20 protein-coding genes are annotated in these 21,474 nt (G+C 64.3%); 8 read left to right on the forward strand and 12 right to left on the reverse strand.

Features of this window, described 5'->3' with window-relative positions; genetic code table 11:
* The 5 genes from Q0071_RS06600 to Q0071_RS06620 form a co-directional block, all read right to left on the reverse strand.
* A partial coding sequence (locus Q0071_RS06600; RefSeq protein ID WP_298166555.1) for a hypothetical protein occupies nt 1-1,288 on the reverse strand: 1,288 nt, incomplete at its 3' end.
* Between the two features lie 85 nt (nt 1,289-1,373).
* Entirely contained in the window at nt 1,374-2,666 is a 1,293-nt protein-coding gene (locus Q0071_RS06605; protein ID WP_298166557.1) for an NAD-dependent epimerase/dehydratase family protein, read from the reverse strand.
* A 75-nt stretch (nt 2,667-2,741) separates the two neighbouring features.
* The gene (locus Q0071_RS06610; RefSeq protein ID WP_298166559.1) at nt 2,742-3,095 is read right to left on the reverse strand and encodes a hypothetical protein; all 354 of its coding nucleotides are present in this window, start codon (nt 3,093-3,095) and stop codon (nt 2,742-2,744) included.
* A gap of 148 nt (nt 3,096-3,243) precedes the next feature.
* Nucleotides 3,244-4,167 carry an SDR family NAD(P)-dependent oxidoreductase gene (locus Q0071_RS06615; protein ID WP_298166561.1) on the reverse strand — a complete coding sequence of 308 codons (924 nt, stop codon included), beginning with the start codon at nt 4,165-4,167 and terminating at the stop codon, nt 3,244-3,246.
* Nucleotides 4,164-7,388, reverse strand: coding sequence for a glycosyltransferase (locus Q0071_RS06620; protein WP_298166563.1), 3,225 nt, complete (start codon nt 7,386-7,388; stop codon nt 4,164-4,166). Before Q0071_RS06620 ends, Q0071_RS06615 begins: the two co-directional genes overlap by 4 nt.
* A 165-nt stretch (nt 7,389-7,553) precedes the next feature.
* Between Q0071_RS06620 and Q0071_RS06625 the strand changes: the two genes are divergently transcribed.
* Nucleotides 7,554-7,778: a hypothetical protein gene (locus Q0071_RS06625; protein WP_298166565.1), complete on the forward strand. Its 225-nt coding sequence runs from the start codon at nt 7,554-7,556 to the stop codon at nt 7,776-7,778.
* Nucleotides 7,779-7,836: 58 nt separating this feature from the next.
* Here the strand turns inward: Q0071_RS06625 and Q0071_RS06630 are convergent, their stop codons facing one another.
* Nucleotides 7,837-8,004 carry a hypothetical protein gene (locus Q0071_RS06630; protein WP_298166568.1) on the reverse strand — a complete coding sequence of 56 codons (168 nt, stop codon included), beginning with the start codon at nt 8,002-8,004 and terminating at the stop codon, nt 7,837-7,839.
* Between the two features lie 15 nt (nt 8,005-8,019).
* On the opposite strand from Q0071_RS06630, the gene Q0071_RS06635 reads away from it, so the two are divergent.
* The 7 genes from Q0071_RS06635 (at nt 8,020) to phoB (ending at nt 15,321) form a co-directional block, all read left to right on the forward strand.
* Nucleotides 8,020-9,225: an ATP-binding protein gene (locus Q0071_RS06635; RefSeq protein ID WP_298166570.1), complete on the forward strand. Its 1,206-nt coding sequence runs from the start codon at nt 8,020-8,022 to the stop codon at nt 9,223-9,225.
* Between the two features lie 59 nt (nt 9,226-9,284).
* Entirely contained in the window at nt 9,285-10,331 is a 1,047-nt protein-coding gene (locus Q0071_RS06640) for a substrate-binding domain-containing protein (RefSeq protein WP_298166571.1), read from the forward strand.
* A 16-nt stretch (nt 10,332-10,347) separates the two neighbouring features.
* On the forward strand, nt 10,348-11,730 hold the full coding sequence (gene pstC / locus Q0071_RS06645) for a phosphate ABC transporter permease subunit PstC (protein ID WP_298166573.1): 1,383 nt from the start codon (nt 10,348-10,350) through the stop codon (nt 11,728-11,730).
* Nucleotides 11,731-11,736: 6 nt separating this feature from the next.
* A complete protein-coding gene (gene pstA, locus Q0071_RS06650) occupies nt 11,737-13,011 on the forward strand; it encodes a phosphate ABC transporter permease PstA (protein WP_298166576.1) in 1,275 nt (424 codons plus the stop codon).
* A 1-nt stretch (nt 13,012) separates the two neighbouring features.
* Nucleotides 13,013-13,840, forward strand: coding sequence for a phosphate ABC transporter ATP-binding protein PstB (pstB, locus tag Q0071_RS06655; RefSeq protein ID WP_298166578.1), 828 nt, complete (start codon nt 13,013-13,015; stop codon nt 13,838-13,840).
* A gap of 6 nt (nt 13,841-13,846) precedes the next feature.
* Nucleotides 13,847-14,533, forward strand: a complete 687-nt coding sequence (gene phoU, locus Q0071_RS06660; protein ID WP_298166580.1) for a phosphate signaling complex protein PhoU — start codon at nt 13,847-13,849, stop codon at nt 14,531-14,533.
* Nucleotides 14,534-14,631: 98 nt separating this feature from the next.
* Nucleotides 14,632-15,321, forward strand: a complete 690-nt coding sequence (gene phoB, locus Q0071_RS06665) for a phosphate regulon transcriptional regulator PhoB (protein ID WP_298166582.1) — start codon at nt 14,632-14,634, stop codon at nt 15,319-15,321.
* Between the two features lie 33 nt (nt 15,322-15,354).
* Here the strand turns inward: phoB and Q0071_RS06670 are convergent, their stop codons facing one another.
* The 6 genes from Q0071_RS06670 to Q0071_RS06695 form a co-directional block, all read right to left on the reverse strand.
* Entirely contained in the window at nt 15,355-15,627 is a 273-nt protein-coding gene (locus Q0071_RS06670) for a DUF1467 family protein (RefSeq protein ID WP_298166584.1), read from the reverse strand.
* A 4-nt stretch (nt 15,628-15,631) separates the two neighbouring features.
* Nucleotides 15,632-17,284, reverse strand: a complete 1,653-nt coding sequence (locus Q0071_RS06675) for a ribonuclease J (RefSeq protein WP_298166586.1) — start codon at nt 17,282-17,284, stop codon at nt 15,632-15,634.
* Nucleotides 17,285-17,340: 56 nt separating this feature from the next.
* Nucleotides 17,341-18,126 carry a type III pantothenate kinase gene (locus Q0071_RS06680; RefSeq protein WP_298166588.1) on the reverse strand — a complete coding sequence of 262 codons (786 nt, stop codon included), beginning with the start codon at nt 18,124-18,126 and terminating at the stop codon, nt 17,341-17,343.
* Nucleotides 18,110-18,865 carry a biotin--[acetyl-CoA-carboxylase] ligase gene (locus Q0071_RS06685; RefSeq protein WP_298166589.1) on the reverse strand — a complete coding sequence of 252 codons (756 nt, stop codon included), beginning with the start codon at nt 18,863-18,865 and terminating at the stop codon, nt 18,110-18,112. Before Q0071_RS06685 ends, Q0071_RS06680 begins: the two co-directional genes overlap by 17 nt.
* A 15-nt stretch (nt 18,866-18,880) precedes the next feature.
* Nucleotides 18,881-20,344, reverse strand: coding sequence for an NADH-quinone oxidoreductase subunit NuoN (gene nuoN / locus Q0071_RS06690; protein ID WP_298166591.1), 1,464 nt, complete (start codon nt 20,342-20,344; stop codon nt 18,881-18,883).
* Nucleotides 20,344-21,474 (reverse strand): NADH-quinone oxidoreductase subunit M (locus tag Q0071_RS06695; protein ID WP_298166594.1); only part of this gene is annotated, 1,131 nt, incomplete at its 5' end. The genes Q0071_RS06695 and nuoN, both read right to left, overlap by 1 nt.

Genomic DNA, 21,474 nt, shown 5'->3' on the forward strand with positions numbered 1-21,474 from the left:
ACTTCGCCTGGCTCAAGGCAGCCTGGGCAGCAGAGAGCTCGCTGTTGGCATTTGCAAGCTGCGCGGTAAGGACCTGAAAGTTGTTGGTCGAGACCGTGTTCGCGGTGCTGACCGCATCTGCCAGCGCGCGCTCGTTGGCAGCGAGTTGCTGGCGCAGAAGGACGATCTGCGGCGCCTTCGGATTATGCAACTGCCCTTCCAGCACTTCGATCTGGGACTGGATCAGCGCGATGTTCGCCCGTGACGTGGTGGCCACCTGCGTATTGGCCTGGATGACACCAACTGATGCGCTGTCCGCACCGCCGCGCGCCATGCCCGCGATCTGCCGTTGCAGATCTGCCACCTGCGTAGTGGCCCGATCAAACTGTTCCTTGGCAAAGCGCACCGTATCCGTCTGCGACTGGTTGCCGATGTCGTTAACGAGCTGGTTGGACTGCGTGAGCAGGGCATTCGCGATGCTGAAACTGTCCTGAGGCGCGTAAGCCTTGACGCGAACAAGCGCGAGCCCAGTGGTCACGTCGTAATCGGACGAGACCATGCCCTTCCAGTACCGCCCCAGCTCTTCCTGGCTGGCCGTGTCAGCAAGTCGCGAAAACGGATCGGATGGCTTGCTGAACATCGCCTTGAGATTGACCTTGGCATGAACATCGCTCGCCGCCTGTGGACTGCGGGCGTAATCAGCGACGGTAAAGTTGTCGAGCAGGTCGCTTCCGGGCGTTGGATTGCCGCCGAACAATGCAGAAAGGGCCGCGCCGCCGTTCGATTTCGCCAATGCTGCAGGATTGCCCACCGGCACACGCACCGAGAAACGAAACTCGGTCACATATTGATCGGGCAACACGAAGAAGATGTAGACACCCCCGAGCAAGACGGGGGCGACAAAGGCCAGGATGAGCCAGATCAGGCTGCCCTTCGACATGCGCGATTTGCGTCCCGGCAGTGATGGTCCGGCTTCGCGAAGAGCCGCCGACCGGTCCACTGTAGAGCGCAGCATGAAGGGGCCGTCCGTCTCACCGGCGGGCGGTGTCTGGGTCGGCGCATCCGTCGAGGCAGAGGCAGTCGTATTCGGTTCGGGAACGTCTGAACCCTTGTATTCGCGATTGGTGCGCAGCGGCGCCCCGATCGGAACAGCGCGTGAACCGGACCGGCCTTCCACGCGCGCGCTCGGCAAACGTTCCATCAGGTTCTGCAACGAGCGCGAAGCCAGCTTCGACACGCCGTCGCCGGCCTGCTCTTGCCCCTCTTTGCGCTTCTGCTGCTCATCTCCTGGTTCACCGCCCGCCAACATGCCTTCTGCCCCCTGTTATCGCCTGCCCCGGCCGCTTGCCGTACCGGCCTCAATTCCATTGCCGGCCATCATGGCCTGGCCCAAATCACATCGCCGAAGGCAGTCGTGCGTAGACGTCGTTGCCGACCAGGACCAAGTTGACCGCCGCGGACTGGCTCTCGCTGCGGACAATGTGCGCAACCTCGGCACGCGGCTCGGGCCGGGTTTCAGGATGGGGCCCGGTCCATTGCGAAACGCAAGGGATCTTGGCCCGGTTGCAACGGTCAGCATAGCGCCGCGCGATGTCGGTCACTTCAGCTGCCAGCCCCTCATGCAACCGCGTGGGCTGCAGTCCCAGCTTCAGGAACCGTTCGTTGCAAACCGTCAGGTCGTTCTCGGCAGCCTCGACGCGTGGATTGGGTACAAGCTGGTAAGGCGCCCCAGTCATCTGTTCGATCATCCGCGCCAGATCGATCAACCGGTGCGTCTCGGTCATCTGGTTCATGATCGCGACCCGGTCACCGCGCTGCGGCGGATTGGCAATCGCCAGCTCGATGCACCGAACAGTGTCACGGATATGAATGAACGCGCGCGTCTGACCGCCGGTCCCGTGCACAGTCATGGGATGGCCGATCGCGGCCTGCATCAGGAACCGGTTGAGCACCGTGCCGTAGTCGCCATCGTAATCGAACCGGTTGATCAGCCTTTCATCCAGGCTGGTCTCGTCGGTCTGGGTCCCCCACACGATGCCTTGATGCAGATCAGTGATGCGCGTCTTATAATTGCGGTTGTAGTACCAGAAGAACAGCGCATCCTGCGACTTGGTCATGTGATAGACGCTGCCCGGATGAGCCGGATACAGGATCTCGATTTCCTTGGCGCCTTCAGGTGTATTGATGGTGACCGGCAGATAGCCCTCGGGGATCTCCATCCCCGCCGTGCCATACCCATACACACCCATCGTGCCGAGGTGGACGAGATGGATCTCCAACCCGCTGTCAACAATGGCCGAGAGCACGTCATGCGTGGCATTCAGGTTGTTGTTGACGGTGTAACGCCTCTCGCGCGTGCCCTTCATCGAGTATGGCGCAGCGCGCTGCTCGGCAAAGTGGACGATCGCGCGCGGCCGCTCGCGCTGGATCAGGTCAAGCAGCTGGTCATAATCCGTGCCGACGGTCATCTGGGCAAACCGGATGGTACGTCCGGTCACTTCCTTCCACGCGGCAAGCCGCACCCCGATCGAGCTGATCGGGGTCAGGGAGTCGGATTCCAGATCGATGTCGATTTTCCGACGCGACAGGTTGTCGACAATGACAACGTCGTAGCCAAGCTTCGACAGGTGCAATGCCGTCGGCCAGCCACAGAATCCGTCGCCGCCAAGCACGATGACTTTTTCCAAGTTCTTACCCCCAAATTTCTGGTTGGCGGCAAGACGCAGCCGCGCGAATGCCGCCCCCGGCGAAAGCCGAATCGCTTAGATGCCGATCTCGCGATCGTGGCGCCTGATCAGGCGCAGACCTTCAAGCAGGGCGCCCAGAATCCAGCGCTGCTCCATGGGGCTAGCGCCATCCTTGTAGTAATCCAGAACTTCGCGGATGGTGCTCGGGAAAGCCGCAATAGCCGCCTTGATCCGAGCCGTTTCACCTTCGGCAAGAAGATTGAAAGCAGCTTCTATCTCAACGACCTCGTCGCCCTTGAGGAGAGCGGCCACTTCATCAGAAATAACCAGTTGCTGCTTCTTCACCTTGCAAAGCGGCTCGCGAATCCCGCCCTCGGGAGGCTGGCGCACGATCTTGATATTGCGCGGTTCATCAATGAAAAGCAGCATGTTTAACCCCCGAAATGCGTTTGCTCGCTATTGGGGCTGCTAATTGCTCAATATGACACGGTTGCGACATCGTCCGGCGTGCGTTGTTGCAAAATGGGGCGTTGGCGCAGCACCGGACCGGGCGCTTGACTGCGGATTGCCGCGGCCGTCAGTTACCCGCGCGCCGAGCACGAAACCACGCCCAGGTCCGCGCCAGCCCAACCGCAAGCGACGTGTCCGGAGCAAAGCCAAGTTCAGACCGCGCGCGCGAGACATCGCACCAGGTTCGCTCGATCTCACCCACCCGCGCCGGGCGATATTCTACCGCGACAGGCTGCGGTGCAACAACCAGGCGCATCTCTTCAATCAGCGCATTGACCGAGACCGGCACCCCGGAACCCAGCTGCAATACACCTGATTGCGCGTAATCGATGCCACGCATGATGCCGTCGCACAGATCGTCGACGAACACGAAATCGCGCACCTGTTCGCCGTCTCCGTGAACGATCAGCGGCAGCCCGTCCGCGATGCGCCGGAAGAACGCGGCGACAACGCTCCCCTTGTGATATGAACGCGGGCCGTAAACGTTGGCAAATCGAAGCGAAAGAGCGGAAAAGCCATAGCTTCCCGACCATGCGGAGCACAGCCCCTCCACCGCCAGCTTGGTCGCGCCATAGGGTGCGATGGGATTGGGGACCATGGCTTCATGGACGGGAGGCGTGGCAGCACCGATGATCGCACCGCCGGTCGAGGCATTGACCAGACGGCGAATGCCGCGCGCGCGCATCGCCTCAAGCAGGCGAAAGCTGCCGACCACGTTGACGTCGAAATTGAAGGCCGGATCGGCAATCGACTCGATCACACGGGTATCCGCTGCAAGGTGGACCACCGCGTCGACCCCCGCGAGCGCCACATCCAGCGCCGCCGGATCGCGGATGTCGCCGTGGATGAACTGCCCGGTGAAATCATCGAGATGCTCGCGGCGCCCCATGCTTTCGTTGTCGAGCACACGCACTTCCCAACCCGCTGCGGCCAGGCGCGGGACGAGGTTGGCGCCGATAAAGCCGCAGCCGCCAGTGACGAGGACCCTCATCGCCCGAGCATCGACAAGATGCTGGAACGTGGTCGGACAATCTGCCCCTCCATCACGGTCAGCAGCCCACCCGGCACGGCGACGCCATTCTCTGCCAAGACCACTTCAATTTCATGCGCTCCCCCGTTTCGGACGATATCCGGCACCGGCACGGAGAACTGCCCGTCGCTCTGGCCACCAATGGGGACCCGCGCAAAAAAGACGCCGTCGGCAAACAGGGCAAGATCGCACCGACGGGCGCGATCCTGACGATGGCGAATGATCCCGCCGATGGCTCCGGTGCTGTCGACATCCACCAAGCCGTCATATCCCATGCCGGCAAACGTTACTTTGCGCGGCATGATCAAGCCATCGTTCAACACGATATTGCTGCCGGTAGCCACGACGCGAAACACCATCCCTGCCTTGCGCCGGGTTCCCCGCGAAGGCAGGTCGATCACGAAGCCGGCCCGCCGTGCCTCATCCGGAATGGCCGCAAACGGGGCGAAATGCCGGTCGGCCGTCGCCTGCAGAACGGCGCCATCGACGATGATCTCCACGCTGATCGGCGGCGCATCCTTGCGCAGTTGTGTAACCCAGCCATGGATCCGGTTGTGATGTACGCCGAGCAACTGGCCGACGACCTCTCCATCGCGTGCAACATCGCCGCGCTCCACCAGCGTCTTGAGCAGCGGAGACATGGGCCGGGCGCGGGGTGCGCGGGGCCGTATCACCGGCATGGCAATGTCCTCGCCCGCAACCATGTTGAGCAACGCAACGTAGTTGCCAATCCCGGCAGGGCCATTGCGGTTTGCGCGCGGTTTGACCGGTCTGGTGCGGGCCGCGGGCTTTGTGAGCGCAGCGACGGCGGCCGATGGGTCGATAGGCCCTGCCGGACTGCGGTCGGGTTTCAGCCCGGCCATGATGCGCATCAGCACGCTTTCGGGATTCGCTGCCGCAGCCTGCTTGGCCTTGCCCCCGCCGCGCGCCGCCAACCCGCGCGCGAGGAGCAGCGTATCGCGCATCGCCAGCGGCGCTGCCGCGAGCTTGGGACGCATGACCCGAAAGGCGGTGGCCGAAAGATCGTAGCCGCGTGCGCGCAGCCACTCTGCGGGTTGCGCGACAATGCTGCCCAGCCGCATTGGCACCGTCTCGCAAGCATATCCGGCAAGCTGCGCGCGCGCGACGAATTCGTGGTCATGGCCGAGAAGCCGATAGTCGTTGGTGAATCCACCCAACTGCAAGAAGGCATCGCGCCGCACGAAGAGTGGATTCTCGATCTCGTCATCGCGGAAGAAAGCGTCGGAAACACCGACGATAAACTGTGCCTTGAGATCGGACGGGCTTTCTGCGCCCAGTTCGCGCATCTCGACCAGAAAGTTGATCACGTGGGCGTCGGTGTGCCGGGCAATCCGTTCAAGCTCGCGCAATGCGCCGGGTTCAAGCATCGCCCCTTCCCAAACGAAAAGAGCGAACTCGCTGCTCGCGGCATCGGCCAACCGGTTGAACGCGGCTCCGGCATCGAGATCGAAGCATTCCACCGCATGCGGCGCAAAGCCGTGGCGGGCCAACGCCGCCGCCGCGACCGCGCAGTCCTCATCGCTGTCGCCATCAACCCCGACCAGCACCTCACGCGGCGACACCTCTTGCGCTGCCAGGCTGGCCAGTGTCGCGTCCAGCGCGGCAGCATGACCAAGGAAGTAAATGCAAACCGCCGTGGCCGGACAATTGGGTGCAGGCACTGCATCCCCCCGTGCCCGATCCAGCAGCCGTTGATGCAGCGGTCCATTGAGCTGCTGGTGGAACGCGTTCCAGATCGCCAGATTGCTATCGTTGTTGAAGCTGGGACGCGGCACCATCCCGCCAAGCTTGAGCGCCTCTTCCAGCTTGTCGGCCAGCGCCACCGGGTGCGGCTGGCACAGGACCGCCGCACGATCGCGCGGATCGATCAGCTCGGCATTGCCGCCGACATCGGTCGCCACGGTCGGAATCGCGCAGATGGCCGCCTCGTAGACCGCCATCGAGCTGTTCTCGATAATCGAGGGCATGACCGCCAGCCGCTTGCCACCCAGCAGATACTCAATCGCTTCGTATTGCTGGAAGCCGGTCAGGATCTGCACCTCGCAAGGCCACCCTTCGGACACTTCCCGGATGTAGTCGGGCGTGTCGAGTTCGGGATGACTGGGCAGGCGGCCGCCGGGTTTGCCCATGAACGTGATCCGGCGCGGCAGGGGTACCCCCTTGCGCACCAGTCGGCGGATCGCCTGGCAGAAGATGAACAGCCCCTTGCGCACCTCAAGCCGACCGAAGAACACCAGCTCATCGATCGGCGCGCGGGTGCCAGGTGTCAGCTTTCGGGCACGCATCAAGGGTTCGAGCGAAGCGAAGGTCGCAACATTGGGCTGCACAAACGTGCGCTCCTCGGGCAGGACATAGCCCTGGCTGGCCATCCAGCGCAGCAAGTGGAGGCTGCCGCCGACAACGATATCGCCCAGTTCGACACTGCGGCGCTCGGCGTGATTCTTGACCAGATCGTCGGCACGTTCGAGCATATGACCGCCGTAAAGACGGTTCCACATCCACGGGCTTGACGTCTTCACCACGAAAAGGGTCCGCGCAAACGCCCAGCCCTGCCGCTTTGCCAGCAAGCACAAGTACCCCGTGCCCCGCCATTCCGAAACGTGGACCACGTCCATCGGATTGTCGATCAGCCAGCGCATCATGTTGTAGGGCACGCGCAGCCAGCGGTCGGCGTTGGACGCGAAGCGCTCTGCACTCGCATAGTCGGGCGCGGGTACCAGCCTCACCCCCTTCTTGGCGTAGTGGTTCACCCAATGCCCGATCGTTTCAGTCTCGACCTGTTCACCGCGCAGGTAGAGCACGGTGACGTCAAAACCCTGCTCGGCCAGCATCAGCGCAAGGTTGGCATATGTGTTGCCGATGCCGCCGTTGCGTACCGGGCCGGCGACCTGTTCGGTGGCTATGCAGATGCGGAGCGGCTGGCCGGAGTCGGATTTCGCAGGATTGCCATCAAGCAGGCTATCGAGTCCCGGCAGCCGCAGGTGCCAGGCCTCGGGATGGCGCGATTGCAAGTGATCGATCCGGCCTTCTGCTGTCGGCGCGCAGAGATAGCTCTCGATATCGGAGACGACATGTTCGCCAAACGGCGCAGCGCTATCACCTTGGCCATCATGGCCCTGCGCGCTTGCCTCGTTGTCTTCCCCTACACCGCGCAATGCCATTCTCGTCCCTCACGGGGCGGCGGTATCCGCGGAGTTTGTCAATTTGAAGTCACTTAGGACTGCAATTGGCTGCGGCCTCAGCACGCGTGCGCTGCTGCGCTGTCATGAGCCGGGCCTCAATGATCCGCTATTGCCGAGCCGACTTCGAAATGCTTGGGAAGCTCCATGGATTTTGACGCCTTGACCACCTTTGACGAATTTGCCGCAGCGGGCGGCATCGCGCTGGTTGGCGCGGTGCTTTCCGCTTGGCGCGAACGCCGCCATCGGCAGCGCACCGATCTTGACCGGGTCAGCCTGGTCTCGTGGAGCCTGCTGTCGGCAATGTTCTCGATGCTGGCGATCATTCTGCTCGCGACAGCCGCGAAGCTTCACTTCACTGCGGTCCGCTAGGCATGAACGATTTATCAAGCAGCGTCCCGAACCCGTCATGTTACACCAGTATTGCTGATCAATGCGGCAGCCTGACAGCCATTCCAAGGGTCTGGTCGCTCAAGACATACTGCTTCATATACCCATCGTGAACCTGCGCATGGGATGCGCGGCGGATCGAATGAATCAGATCGGATATCGGGCCGATATGCGCGCCGGATGAAACAAGACAGGCATCAAGGTTCAAGCCGACGGCTCCGTCATGAATGGAAACAAGACTGACATGGTGGGTTCGCCCTTCCCCTGGTCGAGTATCATCGTTGCTGTCGGCACCTGCGCCGTGATGCTGGCAATCGGGAGCGACCCGGTGCTGGCCATCACGGTGCTGATCGTGTGGCTGGGAACGCTGTGGCTCTCCCGGCCCGAGCCCGAGATCGCAGTGCGCGTCCCCGATGAAGGTTCGGTTTCGCGTCAGGCCATGGTCGAGCTCGTCGAGCCCTTCAGCGTGCCCGTGCTGATGCTCGACAACCAGCGTATTGCGGCCGCCAATGCCGCCGCGCGCGAGGCGCTGGGGCCGCACATCGTCGGGCAGGATGCGCGTGTCGCCTTGCGCCACCCCGAAGCGATCACCTTGCTCAGCAAGCCGCAGGGCACCGCCATGGTCCGCGGGCTGACCGGCGCACGCAGCATCTGGCAGGTCCGCCGCGTTGCCATCGACCAGCGCTTCTCGCTGATCGAAATGGTCAACCGCACCGCCGAGGCCGATATCAGCCGCTCGCACACCGATTTCGTCGCCAACGCGAGTCACGAACTGCGCACCCCGCTGGCCTCGATCATCGGCTACATCGAAACGCTGGCCGATCCCGATGCCAAAGTCGATGCCGTGACAGCCGCGCGCTTCCACAACACTGTGCTGCGCGAATCGCGCCGTTTGCAGAGCCTTGTCGAGGATCTCATGTCGCTCTCGCGGATCGAGGCGGAAAAACACGACCTGCCGCGCGAGCAGATCGACCTTGGCCTGCTTGCCGCCAGCATCGGCTCGGAAGTCGCCAGCACCGCCGGCGACGGTCGCGTGCAAGTGAAGTCCGCCGACGCTATGGTCACCGGCGACCGCCAGCAACTCGATCAGGTCATCCGCAACCTCATCGACAACGCGCTCAAGTACGGCGATCCCGCGCAGCCTGTCCGGGTCGAGGTGGTGCGCGAAAGGGGCGAGGCCGTGCTATCCGTGATCGACCACGGCGAAGGGATCCATCCCGATCACATCCCTTACCTGACCCGCCGCTTCTACCGCACCGATCCGGGCCGCAGCCGCGGCGTGGGTGGTACCGGGCTCGGCCTCGCCATCGTCAAGCACATCGTCGAACGGCACCGCGGCAAGCTCGATATCGAAAGCCGGCTCGGCGAAGGAACCACCGTCACGATGCGGCTCGCGCTCGCCGTTACACCGCAGCACGAATTGTCATAAGAATGTCACACACCACTCGCATGACCCCGCGCAGCGCAGGGGGCCAAGGGAAGATCACGATGGTTGCGAATCGTTTCATTGCCGGCTCCGCACTGATTACGGTCATCCTGGCCCTTTCGGCCTGCGGCGGCCAACAGAGCGCAACGCGCGATCAGGTCCGCGCCGTCGGCTCATCGACGGTCTACCCCTTCGCCAAGGCGGTCGCGGAATCGCTCGCGAAGTCGGACACAACGCTCAAGGCACCGATCATCGAATCGACTGGAACCGGCGCCGGCATGAAGTTGTTCTGCGCCGGCATCGGACCGCAGCACCCCGACGTCGAGGACGCCTCGCGCCGGATGAAGAAGTCCGAGTTCGACGAGTGCCAGAAGAACAACGTAAAGGAGATCGTCGAGATCCAGGTCGGTCTCGACGGCGTCGCCTTCGCCGAGGGCAGCAATGGCCCCGGCATCGCGCTGACGCCCGAGGACGTCTACAAGGCGCTCGCCAAGACGCCCTTCGGCAAGCCGAACACGGCGATGAAGTGGAAGGACGTGAACCCCGCCCTCCCCGACGAGCCGATCCTCGTCTACGGCCCGCCATCCACCTCGGGCACGCGTGACGCGCTCAAAGAGCTGATCCTCACGCGCGGCTGCGAGAGCGATCCCGCGATGAAGGCGCTCAAGGAGAGCGACAAGGCCAAACATGACGCGATCTGCGGCGAATTGCGCGAAGACGGGGCCTATGTCGACGCGGGCGAGAACGACAACCTGATTGTCCAGAAGATCGAAGCGAACCCCAAGGCCATCGGCGTCTTCGGCTATTCCTATCTCGAGGAGAACAAGGACAAGCTGAAGGGCCTTACCATGAGCGGCGTGACGCCGACGTACGAGACGATCAGCGACTTCAGCTATCCCGGCGCGCGCCCGCTCTACATCTATGTGAAGAAGGCGCACATCAAGGCGATCCCGGGCTTGCAGGCCTATGTGACCGAGTGGGCCAAGCTGTGGAGCAAGGGCGGCGTGCTCGCCAAGGCGGGCATGGTCGTGGCGCCCGAGGCAGTGCTGGCCGCCAGCGCCAAGGCCGCAAGCGAACTGCCTGTGCTCGACGGCTCGCAGCTGAAGTAAGGACAGGCAAGCGGCCATGTCGCCAGGCATTCTGTTCCTTCTGGCCTTCGGGCTGGGTCTCGTCGGCTGGCTTGCCGGGCGTTCGCGCGCGTCTGCATTCCGCAGGGCTGCACCCGGTCGCCGCATCCATTCACTCCCTGATTTTCACGCCTGGTATGTCGGGCTGTGGGTGGCCGTCCCTGCGGCGATCTTCGCCCTCCTGTGGGATGCGATCAGCCCAGCCCTCGTGCTGCAGCACGTCCTCGCCGATCCGGCGGCCGCCGCCCTCCCCGCCTTCGGTTTCGAGCGCGAGGCGATGATGGGCGAGGCGCGCGCCGTCGCCACCGGTGCCGCCCGCGCGGTGTTCAACAGCGAGGCCGAAGGTCTTGTCGAGCCCTACCGCGCGGCGCTGACGCGCTACAACATGATCGGTCTCGCCGTCACCTTGGTGGTCGCCTTTGCCGGCGGTGCCTTCTCGTTCCTGCGCCTGCGCCCCGATTTTGCCGCCCGCACGCGGGTTGAGCGCGCGGTGATGAACCTCCTGCTGCTCGCCTCGCTGGCGGCGATCCTCACCACCCTCGGCATCGTCGCCAGTCTGATGTTCGAGACCGTGCGCTTCTTCGGCATGGTCTCGCCCATCGATTTCCTGTTCGGCACACACTGGGCGCCCGATCCGATGAGCAGCGGCACGCCCGACGGCAGTGCCTTTGGCGCGATCCCGCTGTTCTGGGGCACGATCTTCATCGGGGCGATCATTGCCATGGCCGTGGCGATCCCGCTCGGGCTGATGAGCGCGGTTTACCTCACCCAGTATGCCGACAATTCCGTCCGCCGCATCGTCAAGCCGATGCTCGAAATTCTCGCAGGCGTGCCGACCGTGGTCTACGGCTATTTCGCCGCACTCACCGTCGCGCCAGACGTGCGCGATGCGGCGCAGGCGATCGGCATTGCCAATGCATCTACCGAAAGCGCGATGGCGGCCGGCCTCGTCATGGGCGTGATGATCATTCCCTTCGTCTCCTCGATGGCCGACGACAGCATTGCTGCGGTCCCGCAGGCCATGCGCGATGGCAGCCTCGCGATGGGCGCCACCCGCGCCGAAACGATCCGCAAGGTGCTCATCCCGGCCGCGCTCCCCGGCATTGTCGCCGGGATCATGCTGGCAATCAGCCGCGCCATCGGCGAGACGATGATCGTGGTCATGGCGGCCGGCGCTTCGGCCAGCCTCACCGCCAATCCCTTCGCATCGATGACCACGGTCACGTTCCAGATCGTCGCCATGCTCACCGGCGAAGGCAGCTTCGATCACCCCGCCACGCTCTCCGCCTTCGCGCTCGGCATGGTGCTGTTCCTCGTCACGCTGACGCTCAACTTCATCGCGCTGCGCGTGGTCAAGCGTTACCGCGAAGCTTATGAGTAAGGCGTCATGAACAAGCCCCGCGATCCCGCCGAGATCGAGGCCCTGCGAAGCGCGCGTCAGGCTCGCATGCAGGCTGGCCTTGCACGGCGCTACAGGTCGGACGTACTCTTTCGCTGGGTCGGCTTCGGCGCGGTCACCTTCTCGGTGCTGATCCTCGTGCTGCTGCTCGTCTCGATGGCGTCGAGCGGCTGGGCCGGCTTCCACCGCAGCGAAATCCGCATGTCCGTGCCGATCCGCGGCCGCATGCAGATCGATCCCGCCCGCCTCGCCCAGCCCGATCCGCTCGGCGGGCTGGAAGTGGCTGGCCTTCCCGCTCTGGTCAATTCCTCCGCAACCAAGGCTTTTGGACGCGAAGGCGACGCGCTGATTTCCGATGGGGCCTGGCGCGAGGTCGGGCAGAAGCTGATCGATGATCCCTCGCTGCTGATGACGAGCGAGCTCAAGGTTTCGCTTCCCGCCAGCGATGATCTTGCCAATGCCCAGCGCGGCGGCGGCGATGCGGCCCTGCGTCAGCGCGCCGCCGATCTCGCCCGCGAAGGCAAGCTGGTGCGCGCTTTCGATACCGGCTTCCTCGTCCGCGCGGATGCCACCAATCCGCAAAGCGTGGGCATCTGGGGCGCGCTCAAGGGCTCGATGATGACAATGTTCATCACCCTGCTGCTCGCCTTTCCGGTCGGTGTGCTCTCGGCGCTCTATCTGGAGGAATATGCCGCGCGGAACCGCTGGACCGACATCATCGAGATCTCGATCAACAATCTCGCCGCGGTGCCCTCGATCATCTTCGGCCTGCTCGGCCTCGCGGTGTTCCTCGCTGCGTTTCCCAACTACCGCTCGGCGCCGCTTGTCGGCGGCATGACGCTGGCGCTGATGACCATGCCGGTCATCGTGATCTCGGGCCGAAACGCGATCAAGGCGGTGCCGCCCTCGATCCGCGATGCCGCGCTCGCCATGGGCGCAAGCCCGGTACAGGTCGTGTTCCACCATGTCCTGCCGCTCGCGCTGCCGGGCATTCTCACCGGCACGATCATCGGCATGGCCCGCGCGCTGGGCGAAACCGCGCCGCTGCTGATGATCGGCATGCGCGCCTTTGTCGCCAGCCCGCCGAGCGACTTCACTTCGCCCGCCACGGTGCTGCCCGTGCAGATCTTCCTGTGGTCGGATGAAATCAACCGCGGCTTCGTTGAACGCACCAGCGCGGCGATCGTCGTGCTCCTGATCTTCCTGCTCGTGATGAACGGCATCGCGATCTACCTGCGTGGTCGCTTCGAGAAACGGTGGTAACATGAACGCTCCAGTCCCTGCCGCAGATGCGGCGAACCAGCCTGCGGCGTCGGTGTTCCCCGATCCGGTGGGCCCTTCGAAGATCAGCGCGCGCAATGTTTCGGTCTTCTATGGCCAGAAGCGGGCGATCGACGATGTGTCGATCGAGATCCCCAGCAGCTACGTAACGGCCTTCATCGGGCCTTCGGGCTGCGGCAAGTCCACGTTTCTGCGCACGCTCAACCGGATGAACGATACGATTGCGGGCGCGCGTGTCGAAGGTGAGATCACGCTTGATGGCTTGGATATCTACCGCTCGTCGATGGACGTGGTGGCCCTGCGCGCGCGGGTCGGCATGGTGTTCCAGAAGCCCAACCCCTTCCCCAAGTCGATCTACGAAAACATCGCCTATGGCCCGCGCATCCACGGCATCACTGCCAGCAAGGGCGAGCTTGATGGCATCGTCGAGCAATCGCTCCAGCGCGCCGGGCTGTGGGACGAGGTCAAGGACCGGCTGAGCGAGAGCGGCACCGCGCTTTCAGGCGGCCAGCAGCAGCGCCTGTGCATCGCCCGTGCCATCGCGGTCGATCCCGAAGTGATCCTGATGGACGAGCCCTGCTCGGCGCTCGATCCCATCGCCACCGCGCGCATCGAGGAACTGATCGACGACCTGCGCGGCCGCTATGCCATCGTCATCGTCACCCATTCGATGCAGCAGGCCGCCCGCGTCTCGCAGCGCACTGCGTTTTTCCACCTCGGCAAGATCGTCGAGTACGGGACCACCTCGGACATCTTTACGAACCCCCGGGAAGAACGCACAAAGGATTACATTACTGGTCGATACGGGTAAGGAACGATGATGGCTGAACACACCGTCAAGGCGTTCGATGAGGACATCACCCGCTTGCGCGGCCTGGTGGCCGAAATGGGCGGGCTGGCAGAGCTTTCCGTGGCCGAGGCCATGGATGCGCTGGTCAGCGGAAATCAGGATCTCGCCGACGGCGTGATCGCGCGCGACAAGCGGATCGACCATCTGGAAGGCGAAGTCGACCGGCTCGCGGTCCGTGTGCTCGCCCTGCGCGCACCCATGGCGGATGACCTGCGTGAAGTGATCGCCGCGCTCAAGATCGCTGGCGTGATCGAGCGAATCGGCGATTATGCCAAGAACATCGCCAAGCGCGTCGGCCATATCGAGGGCCGCAAGCGCTTTGAGCCGCTTACCCTGCTGCCGGTGATGAACGAACTGGCGGGTGACATGGTCCACGATGTGCTCACCGCCTATGCCGCGCGCGATCCGGTCGCCGCCGCCGAGATCGTGAAGCGCGACGCCAAGGTCGATGCCTTCTACGATAGCGTATTCCGCAACTTCGTCTCCTACATGGTCGAGAACCCGGCCACGATCAGCTCGGTCGCGCAGCTCATGTTTGTCGCGCGCAATATCGAACGCATCGGCGACCATGCCACCAACATTGCCGAAATGGTGCACTACGCGGCTACCGGCACATATCTGCCTGAACGCGACGAGGTCATCCCGCCTGTCTGACTAGGTTGGGGCGCACGTCACGACAGCGTAACAAATGTCGTCTCTGCGCAATGTGACTGTCATGCCTGTCAGTCGTTCCAATGCATCAGGGGTTTTCGATGTCCGCGCCGAAGCTGCTTCTGGTTGAGGATGACACCGCGCTTGCCGAACTGGTCGAATACCGGTTCCGCGGCGAAGGATACGACGTACGCACCACCGACGATGGCGATGAGGCCCTCCTTCTCGCGGCCGAGGATACCCCCGATCTCGTCCTGCTCGACTGGATGATCGGTGGCACCAGCGGCATCGAAGTCTGCCGCCGCCTGCGTCGCAACAAGTCCACCGCCCATGTGCCCATCATCATCCTCACCGCGCGCAGCGACGAGGACGACCGCGTGCGCGGGCTCGAAACTGGCGCCGACGACTATGTCACCAAGCCCTTCTCCCCGCGCGAGCTGATCGCCCGCGTCGGCGCCGTGCTGCGCCGCGTGCGCCCTGCCCTTGCCGGCGAGACGATCACCGTGGGCGATCTCGCGCTCGATCCCACCGCGCACCGCGTCACCCGCCGCGGTCAGGCGATCAAGATCGGGCCGACCGAGTTCCGTCTGCTGCGCCACTTCATGGAGCATCCGGGCCGCGTCTTCTCGCGCGGGCAGCTGCTCGATGCGGTGTGGGGCAGCGGCAGCGACATCGAGCTGCGCACGGTGGACGTCCACATCCGCCGCCTGCGCCAGGCCATCGCGATCCCCGGTGCGGCTGATCCAGTCCGCACAGTGCGCTCCGCCGGCTACGCGCTGGAAGGCGTCTGACTTTACCCTCTCCCCTTCAGGGGAGAGGGGGTCTCAAATCCCCAGCAGGGGCGCGATATCCAGGTCCTGAATCGTGATCCAGCGGTTCACATAGTTCGCGTAGTAGAGCCAGAACAGCACGGTCGAGAGCACGGTCGCGCGGAACAGAATACGGCGCGGATTGAAGTTCCCCGGCGCGCTGGGCGCTTGCCCCGGCACCTTGGCGATGCCCAACTCATCAGAGGTGCGCACGCCGAACGGCATCACGAGGAATGCCGAGAGCACCCAGAACAGCGCCCAGATCGCGATGATCGATGTCCACTTCATCGCTTCACCCCTCCCGCAACATGACCTGAACCACGGGCTTCTTGCCCGACCAGCGCTGCGCCGCGCGCCGCACCGTCAGCCGCACCGTCTCGGATATGCCGGCGCGGTCGCGCTTCTTGTCGCCCTTGATCGCGGTCACGGCCTTTTCGACATCGGCCTGCGCTTCGGCGATGAACTCGTCCATGTCCTCTTCAAGCGGCAGCCCGATTGCGGCAATCTCCACCGCAGACGTCAGCTTGCCCGCCGCCGAAACCGCCAGCGCCGCGACCACCAGTCCGCTCTCCGCCAGCTTGCGCCGCTGCCCCATCGCGCTGCCATCGGCAGGCGCGATGATGTCGCCATCGAGCACCAGCCGTCCGTTGCGCACTTCCGAGAGTTTCACCGGCCCGTTCGGGGCCAGCCGCACCACATCGCCGTTCTTCTGGACGATCGTGCGGGGGATGCCGCTTGCCTTGCCCAGCCGCGCCTGCTCGGCCATGTGGCGCATCTCGCCGTGCACTGGCACAAGCATCTCCGGCCGGATCCAGTTGTAGAGCGCTTCGAGTTCGGGCCGCCCCGGATGGCCGGAAACATGGATCATGCCCTGCCGGTCGGTCAGAATTTCCACGCCCTTCGCTGCCAGCTGGTTCTGAACCCGGCCGATGGCAATCTCGTTGCCGGGGATTTGGCGGCTGGAGAAGAGTACCGCGTCGCCCTTTTCGAGCTTTACCGGATGCGTGTCCGAAGCGATCCGCGCCAGCGCCGCGCGCGCCTCGCCTTGCCCGCCAGTGGCGAGCACCATGAGCTGCCCGCGAGGCACGTCCATCGCCGCATCCATGCTCACCGTCTCGGGAAAGTGCTCGAGATAGCCGCTCGCCTGCGCCACCCCGATGATCCGGTCGAGCGAACGCCCCGCCACACAGAGCTTGCGCCCGGTCGCCACGGCCACCTCGCCCAGCGTCTGCAGCCGCGCCACGTTGGAGGCGAAGGTCGTCACCACCACGCGTTTGCCCTTGAGGCCGGCCACCATCTCCATCAGCCCGTCACGCACCGCGCCTTCGGAGCCGGAGGGCTTGGGATTGAACACGTTGGTCGAATCGCACACCAGCGCCAGCACGCCCTCGTCACCCAGCGCAGTGAGTTCGCCCTCGGTCGCCGGAACGCCGATCAGCGGCTCGTCATCCAGCTTCCAGTCGCCGGTGTGAAACACGCGGCCATGCGGCGTCTCGATCACCAGTGCATTGCCCTCGGCAATCGAGTGCGCCAGCGGCACATAGCGGATGTCGAACGGCCCGAGGCTCAGCGACGAATCGTTGGGAATCGTGTTGAGTGTGACTTGCTTGGAAATCCCCGCCTCGGCGAGCTTCTCCGCCACCAGCCGCGCGGTGAACGGCGTCGCGTAGAGCGGCACGCCGAGGTCCAGAGCAAAATAGGGCACCGCGCCGATATGGTCCTCGTGCGCGTGGGTCAGCACGATCCCGACCAGATCGTCGAGCCGCTCCTCGATGAACGAAAGGTCGGCGAACACCAGATCGACGCCCGGATAATAGGGGTCGGCAAAAGTCATGCCGAGATCGACCATCAGCCACTTGCCGTTGCAGCCATAGAGATTGACGTTCATGCCGATCTCGCCGGATCCACCGAGCGCGAGAAACAGCAATTCCTTACCGGGTTTCACAGCATTTCCAGTTCATTAGCGGCCCGAAGGCCTGGTTCTAGCGGCGCGCTCGATGGTCAGCGGGCGGCAACGCGTTCCGCCAGAATGGCGATGCCATCCAGCGTCAGGTCGGTATCGACATGGTCGAAAATCGACGTGTGCTGGTCGAACAGCACCGCCAGCCCGCCGGTGGCAACAACTTTGGCGGGGCGTCCGATTTCGTTACGCAGGCGCGATATCAGGCCTTCCATCATCGCCACATAGCCCCAGAACACGCCGATCTGCATCTGATCTTCAGTGTTACGGCCGATGACGCTGCGGTTGTTGCCCTGCGGCGGCGCGATGGCAATCCGGGGCAGTTTGGCTGCCGCCGTCACCAGCGCATCGAGCGAGAGATTGATGCCCGGCGCGATGATCCCGCCTTTGTAGGCTCCGCTTGCATCGACAACGTCGAACGTCGTCGCAGTGCCGAAATCGACCACAATCAGGTCGCCTTCGTACTTCGCATGCGCCGCCACAGTGTTCACCGCGCGGTCCGCACCCAGCGAGCGCGGCTGCTCGACATCGGCGACAAAGCCCCACTCCACTGGCGGCTGCCCGGCCACCAGCGGATCGATGCCGAAATACTTCTGCCCCAGCACCTGCAGATTGTGCAGCGCGCGCGGCACCACGGTGGAAATCAGGATCTGCCGCACCCGCTCGCGGTCGAAGCCTTGCAACTGCATCAGCTGGAGAAGCCAAACCGCGTACTCGTCCGCCGTGCGCCGCGGATCGGTGGCCACGCGCCAGCGCGAACGGATTTCGCGCCCATCGAAGAGCGCGAACACGACATTGGTGTTGCCGACGTCAACCGCCAGAAGCATGGCTCTCTCCACTTGCGCCGATAAGCTCGACATCTCCTGCGTGGATGGCACGGACCGAACCGTCCGCCAAGCGCAGAAGGACCGCGCCATCGGGCTCCAACCCCGCAAAACCGCCGATCACATGGCCCTCTTCGGTGAGGTTTACGCCGAGCAGCGTGCCCTTGGGCAGCGTCCTTGCCAGCCATTCGGCGCGCAGCATGGGCCAGCCGCCGGCATGCCATGTCGTCAGGTCTTCGGCCCAGGTCTCCGCCAGGGCCGAGGCAAACACATCCCGGCTCACCGCAAACCCCAGTGCAGCGAGCGACACCGTCTTGCGGCCCGCCACCTCGGGCGCTTCCGCCAGATTGACCCCGATGCCGACGATCACCGCATCGCGCTGCCGCTCCAGCAGGATGCCGCCCAGCTTGGCCTCGCCCACCAGCAGGTCATTGGGCCATTTCAGCGAGAGGTCGGAAAGCGCTGGGACGACCGCCTTGAGCGCCCGGTGCACGCTCACCCCCGCCACCAGCGCCAGCGTCTGCGGCAAGGCCTCGCTGTCGCGCAAGGCAACCGCAGTCGATCCCATGAAGTTGCCAAGCCCGCCGGTCCACACCCGCCCGGCGCGCCCGCGCCCGGAGGTCTGCCGGTCCGCCACCAGCCAATGGCCTTCCGCCGGAGCCTCACCATTGGCCAGCCGCGCCAGCAGGGCCGAATTGGTCGAGGCGATCTCCGCGACGACCTTTATCAGCGGGTCCGGCACTGCCCGCTCAGCGTGTCATGCGATGTGGAACAATGCGGCCGCGGCATTGCTCGCCAGCACGCCCAGCGGCTTGGTCACCAGCCAGCCCAGCGGCGAAATCGCCACGACGGAGACAAACAGCAGCACGCGCTGCGCCATGTCGCTCTCGCCCGTCACCACATCGGCCGCTTCGTCGAAGTACATCACCTTGACGACCTTGATGTAGTAGAACGCGCCGATCACCGAGGCCGCGATACCGATGGCCGCGAGGCTGAGCAGGTTTGCCTGCACTGCCGCCTGGAACACCACGAACTTGCCCCAGAACCCAAACAGCGGCGGAATGCCCGCGAGGCTGAACATGACCGCCGCCAGCGCCAGCGCCAGCATCGGGCGGGTCTTGGAAAGCCCAGCCATTGCCGCGATGGATTCAACCGGCGCGCCGTCCGCATCCCGCAGCATCAGCACCGCAACAAAGCCCGCGACCGACATCGCAACGTAGATCGCCAGGTAGACCAGCATCGCCGCCGCGCCCGCCTGGTTCGCGCAGGCAAGGCCGATCAGCATGAAGCCGACATTGTTGATCGACGAATAGGCGAGGAGCCGCTTGATATTGTCCTGCCCGATCGCGCCGAGCGCACCGATCACGATGGAAAGCAGCGCGACGAAGATCACGATCTGCTGCCACGCGCCCGGCTGCGCGCCAAAGGCAAACAGGCTGACTCGCATCAGCAGCGCCAGCGCAGCCACCTTGGGCGCGGTCGCGAAAAAGGTCGTCACCGGGGTCGGCGCGCCTTCATAGACGTCCGGCGTCCACATGTGGAACGGCGCTGCGCTCACCTTAAAGGCAAGGCCGGCCAGCACGAACACGATCCCGAAAGTCGCCCCCATCGAAAGCGGCCCGACCAGCGCGGCGTGAATGCCGGCAAAGCTGGTGCTGCCAGTGAAGCCGTAGGTCAGGCTCACGCCATACAGCAGGATGCCCGAGGCGAGCGAGCCCAGCACGAAGTACTTGAGGCCCGCTTCGGCCGAACGCTCGTCGCTGCGCAGGAACGCGGCCATGACATAGGCGGCAAGGCTGTTGAGCTCGAGCCCGATATAGAGCGCCAGCATGTCGGTCGCCGAGACCATCATGCCCATGCCCATCGCGGCAAACAGCACCAGCAGCGGGAATTCCGCGCGCATCGCGTTGCTACGCTCGAAGAAAGCGGGCGCGACGATCAGCGTGACGGCAGCACCGGCATAGATCAGCAGCTTGGCGAACGCGGCGAAGGCATCGCCGCTGAACTGGCCGTTCCAGGCAACGACGCCGGGGCCCATCGCAGCCTGGCTCAGCGCCGGTACGGTCAGCACCGCGCAGACGGTGAGCGCAGCCACCGCCGCGATCGAAATCACGCGGCTGGCCTTGTCACCGCCCCATGCGGCGGCCAGCAGCAGGATCAGGCCGGAGATGCTGAGGACTTCCTCGGTCCCGGTGATCGCCAGCGAACGGAGCAGTTCCATCAGCGTGCTCCCTCATGCCGGGCTTCGGCCCCGTGGGATCCTGAGCCGTGTTCCATTGCATCCCCATGTTCATGTGTCGCCGCGACCGGCGGAACAGCCGCCAGTTGCACATCGGCGTCGCCCTTGGGCCGCGCCTGCGCCAGTCGCGCTTCAAGGCCTGCGATATCCTTGCGCATCGGCGCGAGGAAGGTTTCCGGATAGACGCCCATCCAAAGCACCGCGATGCCGAGGGGGATCATCATCGCCCATTCGCGCGCATCAAGATCGGGCATCGCCGCCGCGTCCGCGTTCTTCTGCACGCCGAACACCACGCGGCGATAGAGATAGAGCATGTAAGCAGCGCCAAGGATGATACCGGTCGTGCACACCAGCGCCACCCAACTCGATTGCGCGTAGATGCCCAGCAGCGATAGGAACTCGCCGACGAAGCCGCTGGTGCCCGGCAGGCCGACAGAGGCCATCGTGAACAGCATGAAGAACAGCGCATAAGCCGGCATGTTGATCGCAAGGCCGCCGTAGCGGTCGATCTCACGCGTGTGCAGCCGGTCGTAGATCACGCCCACCGCAAGGAACAGCGCGCCCGACACGATGCCATGGCTCAGCATCACGATCATCGAGCCTTCAAGCCCCTGCCGGTTGAACGCGAACAGCCCCACCGTCACGATCGCCATGTGCGCGACCGAGGAATAGGCGATCAGCTTCTTCATGTCGTGCTGCACCAACGCGATCAGCGAGGTGATGACGACCGCCGCCATCGAAAGCCCGTAGATCAGCGGCGCGAACTGCGCCGAGGCCTCGGGGAACATCGGCAGCGAGAAGCGGATGAAGCCGTAGCCGCCCATCTTGAGCAGCACGCCCGCGAGGATCACCGATCCAGCAGTCGGCGCCTGCACGTGCGCATCAGGCAGCCAGGTGTGCGTCGGCCACATCGGCATCTTGACTGCAAAGCTCGCGAAGAACGCCAGCCACAGCCAGGTCTGCGCCTTCACCGGGAAGCTGTAGGCCATCAGCGTCGGGATATCGCTCGTGCCCGCCTCGTTCACCATCCACATCATCGCGATCAGCATCAGCACCGATCCGAGCAGCGTGTAGAGGAAGAACTTGTAGCTGGCGTAGATGCGGTCCGCCCC

It is taken from the genome of Novosphingobium sp. (genome assembly GCF_027486195.1).
Lineage (GTDB): Bacteria > Pseudomonadota > Alphaproteobacteria > Sphingomonadales > Sphingomonadaceae > Novosphingobium.

Excerpts from the sequence above, each read along its gene's own strand:
- Q0071_RS06610 (WP_298166559.1), bottom strand. The coding sequence starts at position 3,095 with ATGCTGCTTTTCATTGATGAACCGCGCAATATCAAGATCGTGCGCCAG.
- Q0071_RS06615 (WP_298166561.1), bottom strand. The coding sequence starts at position 4,167 with ATGAGGGTCCTCGTCACTGGCGGCTGCGGCTTTATCGGCGCCAACCTC.
- Q0071_RS06620 (WP_298166563.1), bottom strand. The coding sequence starts at position 7,388 with ATGGCATTGCGCGGTGTAGGGGAAGACAACGAGGCAAGCGCGCAGGGC.
- Q0071_RS06625 (WP_298166565.1), top strand. The coding sequence starts at position 7,554 with ATGGATTTTGACGCCTTGACCACCTTTGACGAATTTGCCGCAGCGGGC.
- Q0071_RS06635 (WP_298166570.1), top strand. The coding sequence starts at position 8,020 with ATGAATGGAAACAAGACTGACATGGTGGGTTCGCCCTTCCCCTGGTCG.
- Q0071_RS06640 (WP_298166571.1), top strand. The coding sequence starts at position 9,285 with ATGGTTGCGAATCGTTTCATTGCCGGCTCCGCACTGATTACGGTCATC.
- pstC (WP_298166573.1), top strand. The coding sequence starts at position 10,348 with ATGTCGCCAGGCATTCTGTTCCTTCTGGCCTTCGGGCTGGGTCTCGTC.
- pstA (WP_298166576.1), top strand. The coding sequence starts at position 11,737 with ATGAACAAGCCCCGCGATCCCGCCGAGATCGAGGCCCTGCGAAGCGCG.
- pstB (WP_298166578.1), top strand. The coding sequence starts at position 13,013 with ATGAACGCTCCAGTCCCTGCCGCAGATGCGGCGAACCAGCCTGCGGCG.
- phoU (WP_298166580.1), top strand. The coding sequence starts at position 13,847 with ATGATGGCTGAACACACCGTCAAGGCGTTCGATGAGGACATCACCCGC.
- phoB (WP_298166582.1), top strand. The coding sequence starts at position 14,632 with ATGTCCGCGCCGAAGCTGCTTCTGGTTGAGGATGACACCGCGCTTGCC.
- Q0071_RS06670 (WP_298166584.1), bottom strand. The coding sequence starts at position 15,627 with ATGAAGTGGACATCGATCATCGCGATCTGGGCGCTGTTCTGGGTGCTC.
- Q0071_RS06680 (WP_298166588.1), bottom strand. The coding sequence starts at position 18,126 with ATGCTTCTGGCGGTTGACGTCGGCAACACCAATGTCGTGTTCGCGCTC.
- nuoN (WP_298166591.1), bottom strand. The coding sequence starts at position 20,344 with ATGGAACTGCTCCGTTCGCTGGCGATCACCGGGACCGAGGAAGTCCTC.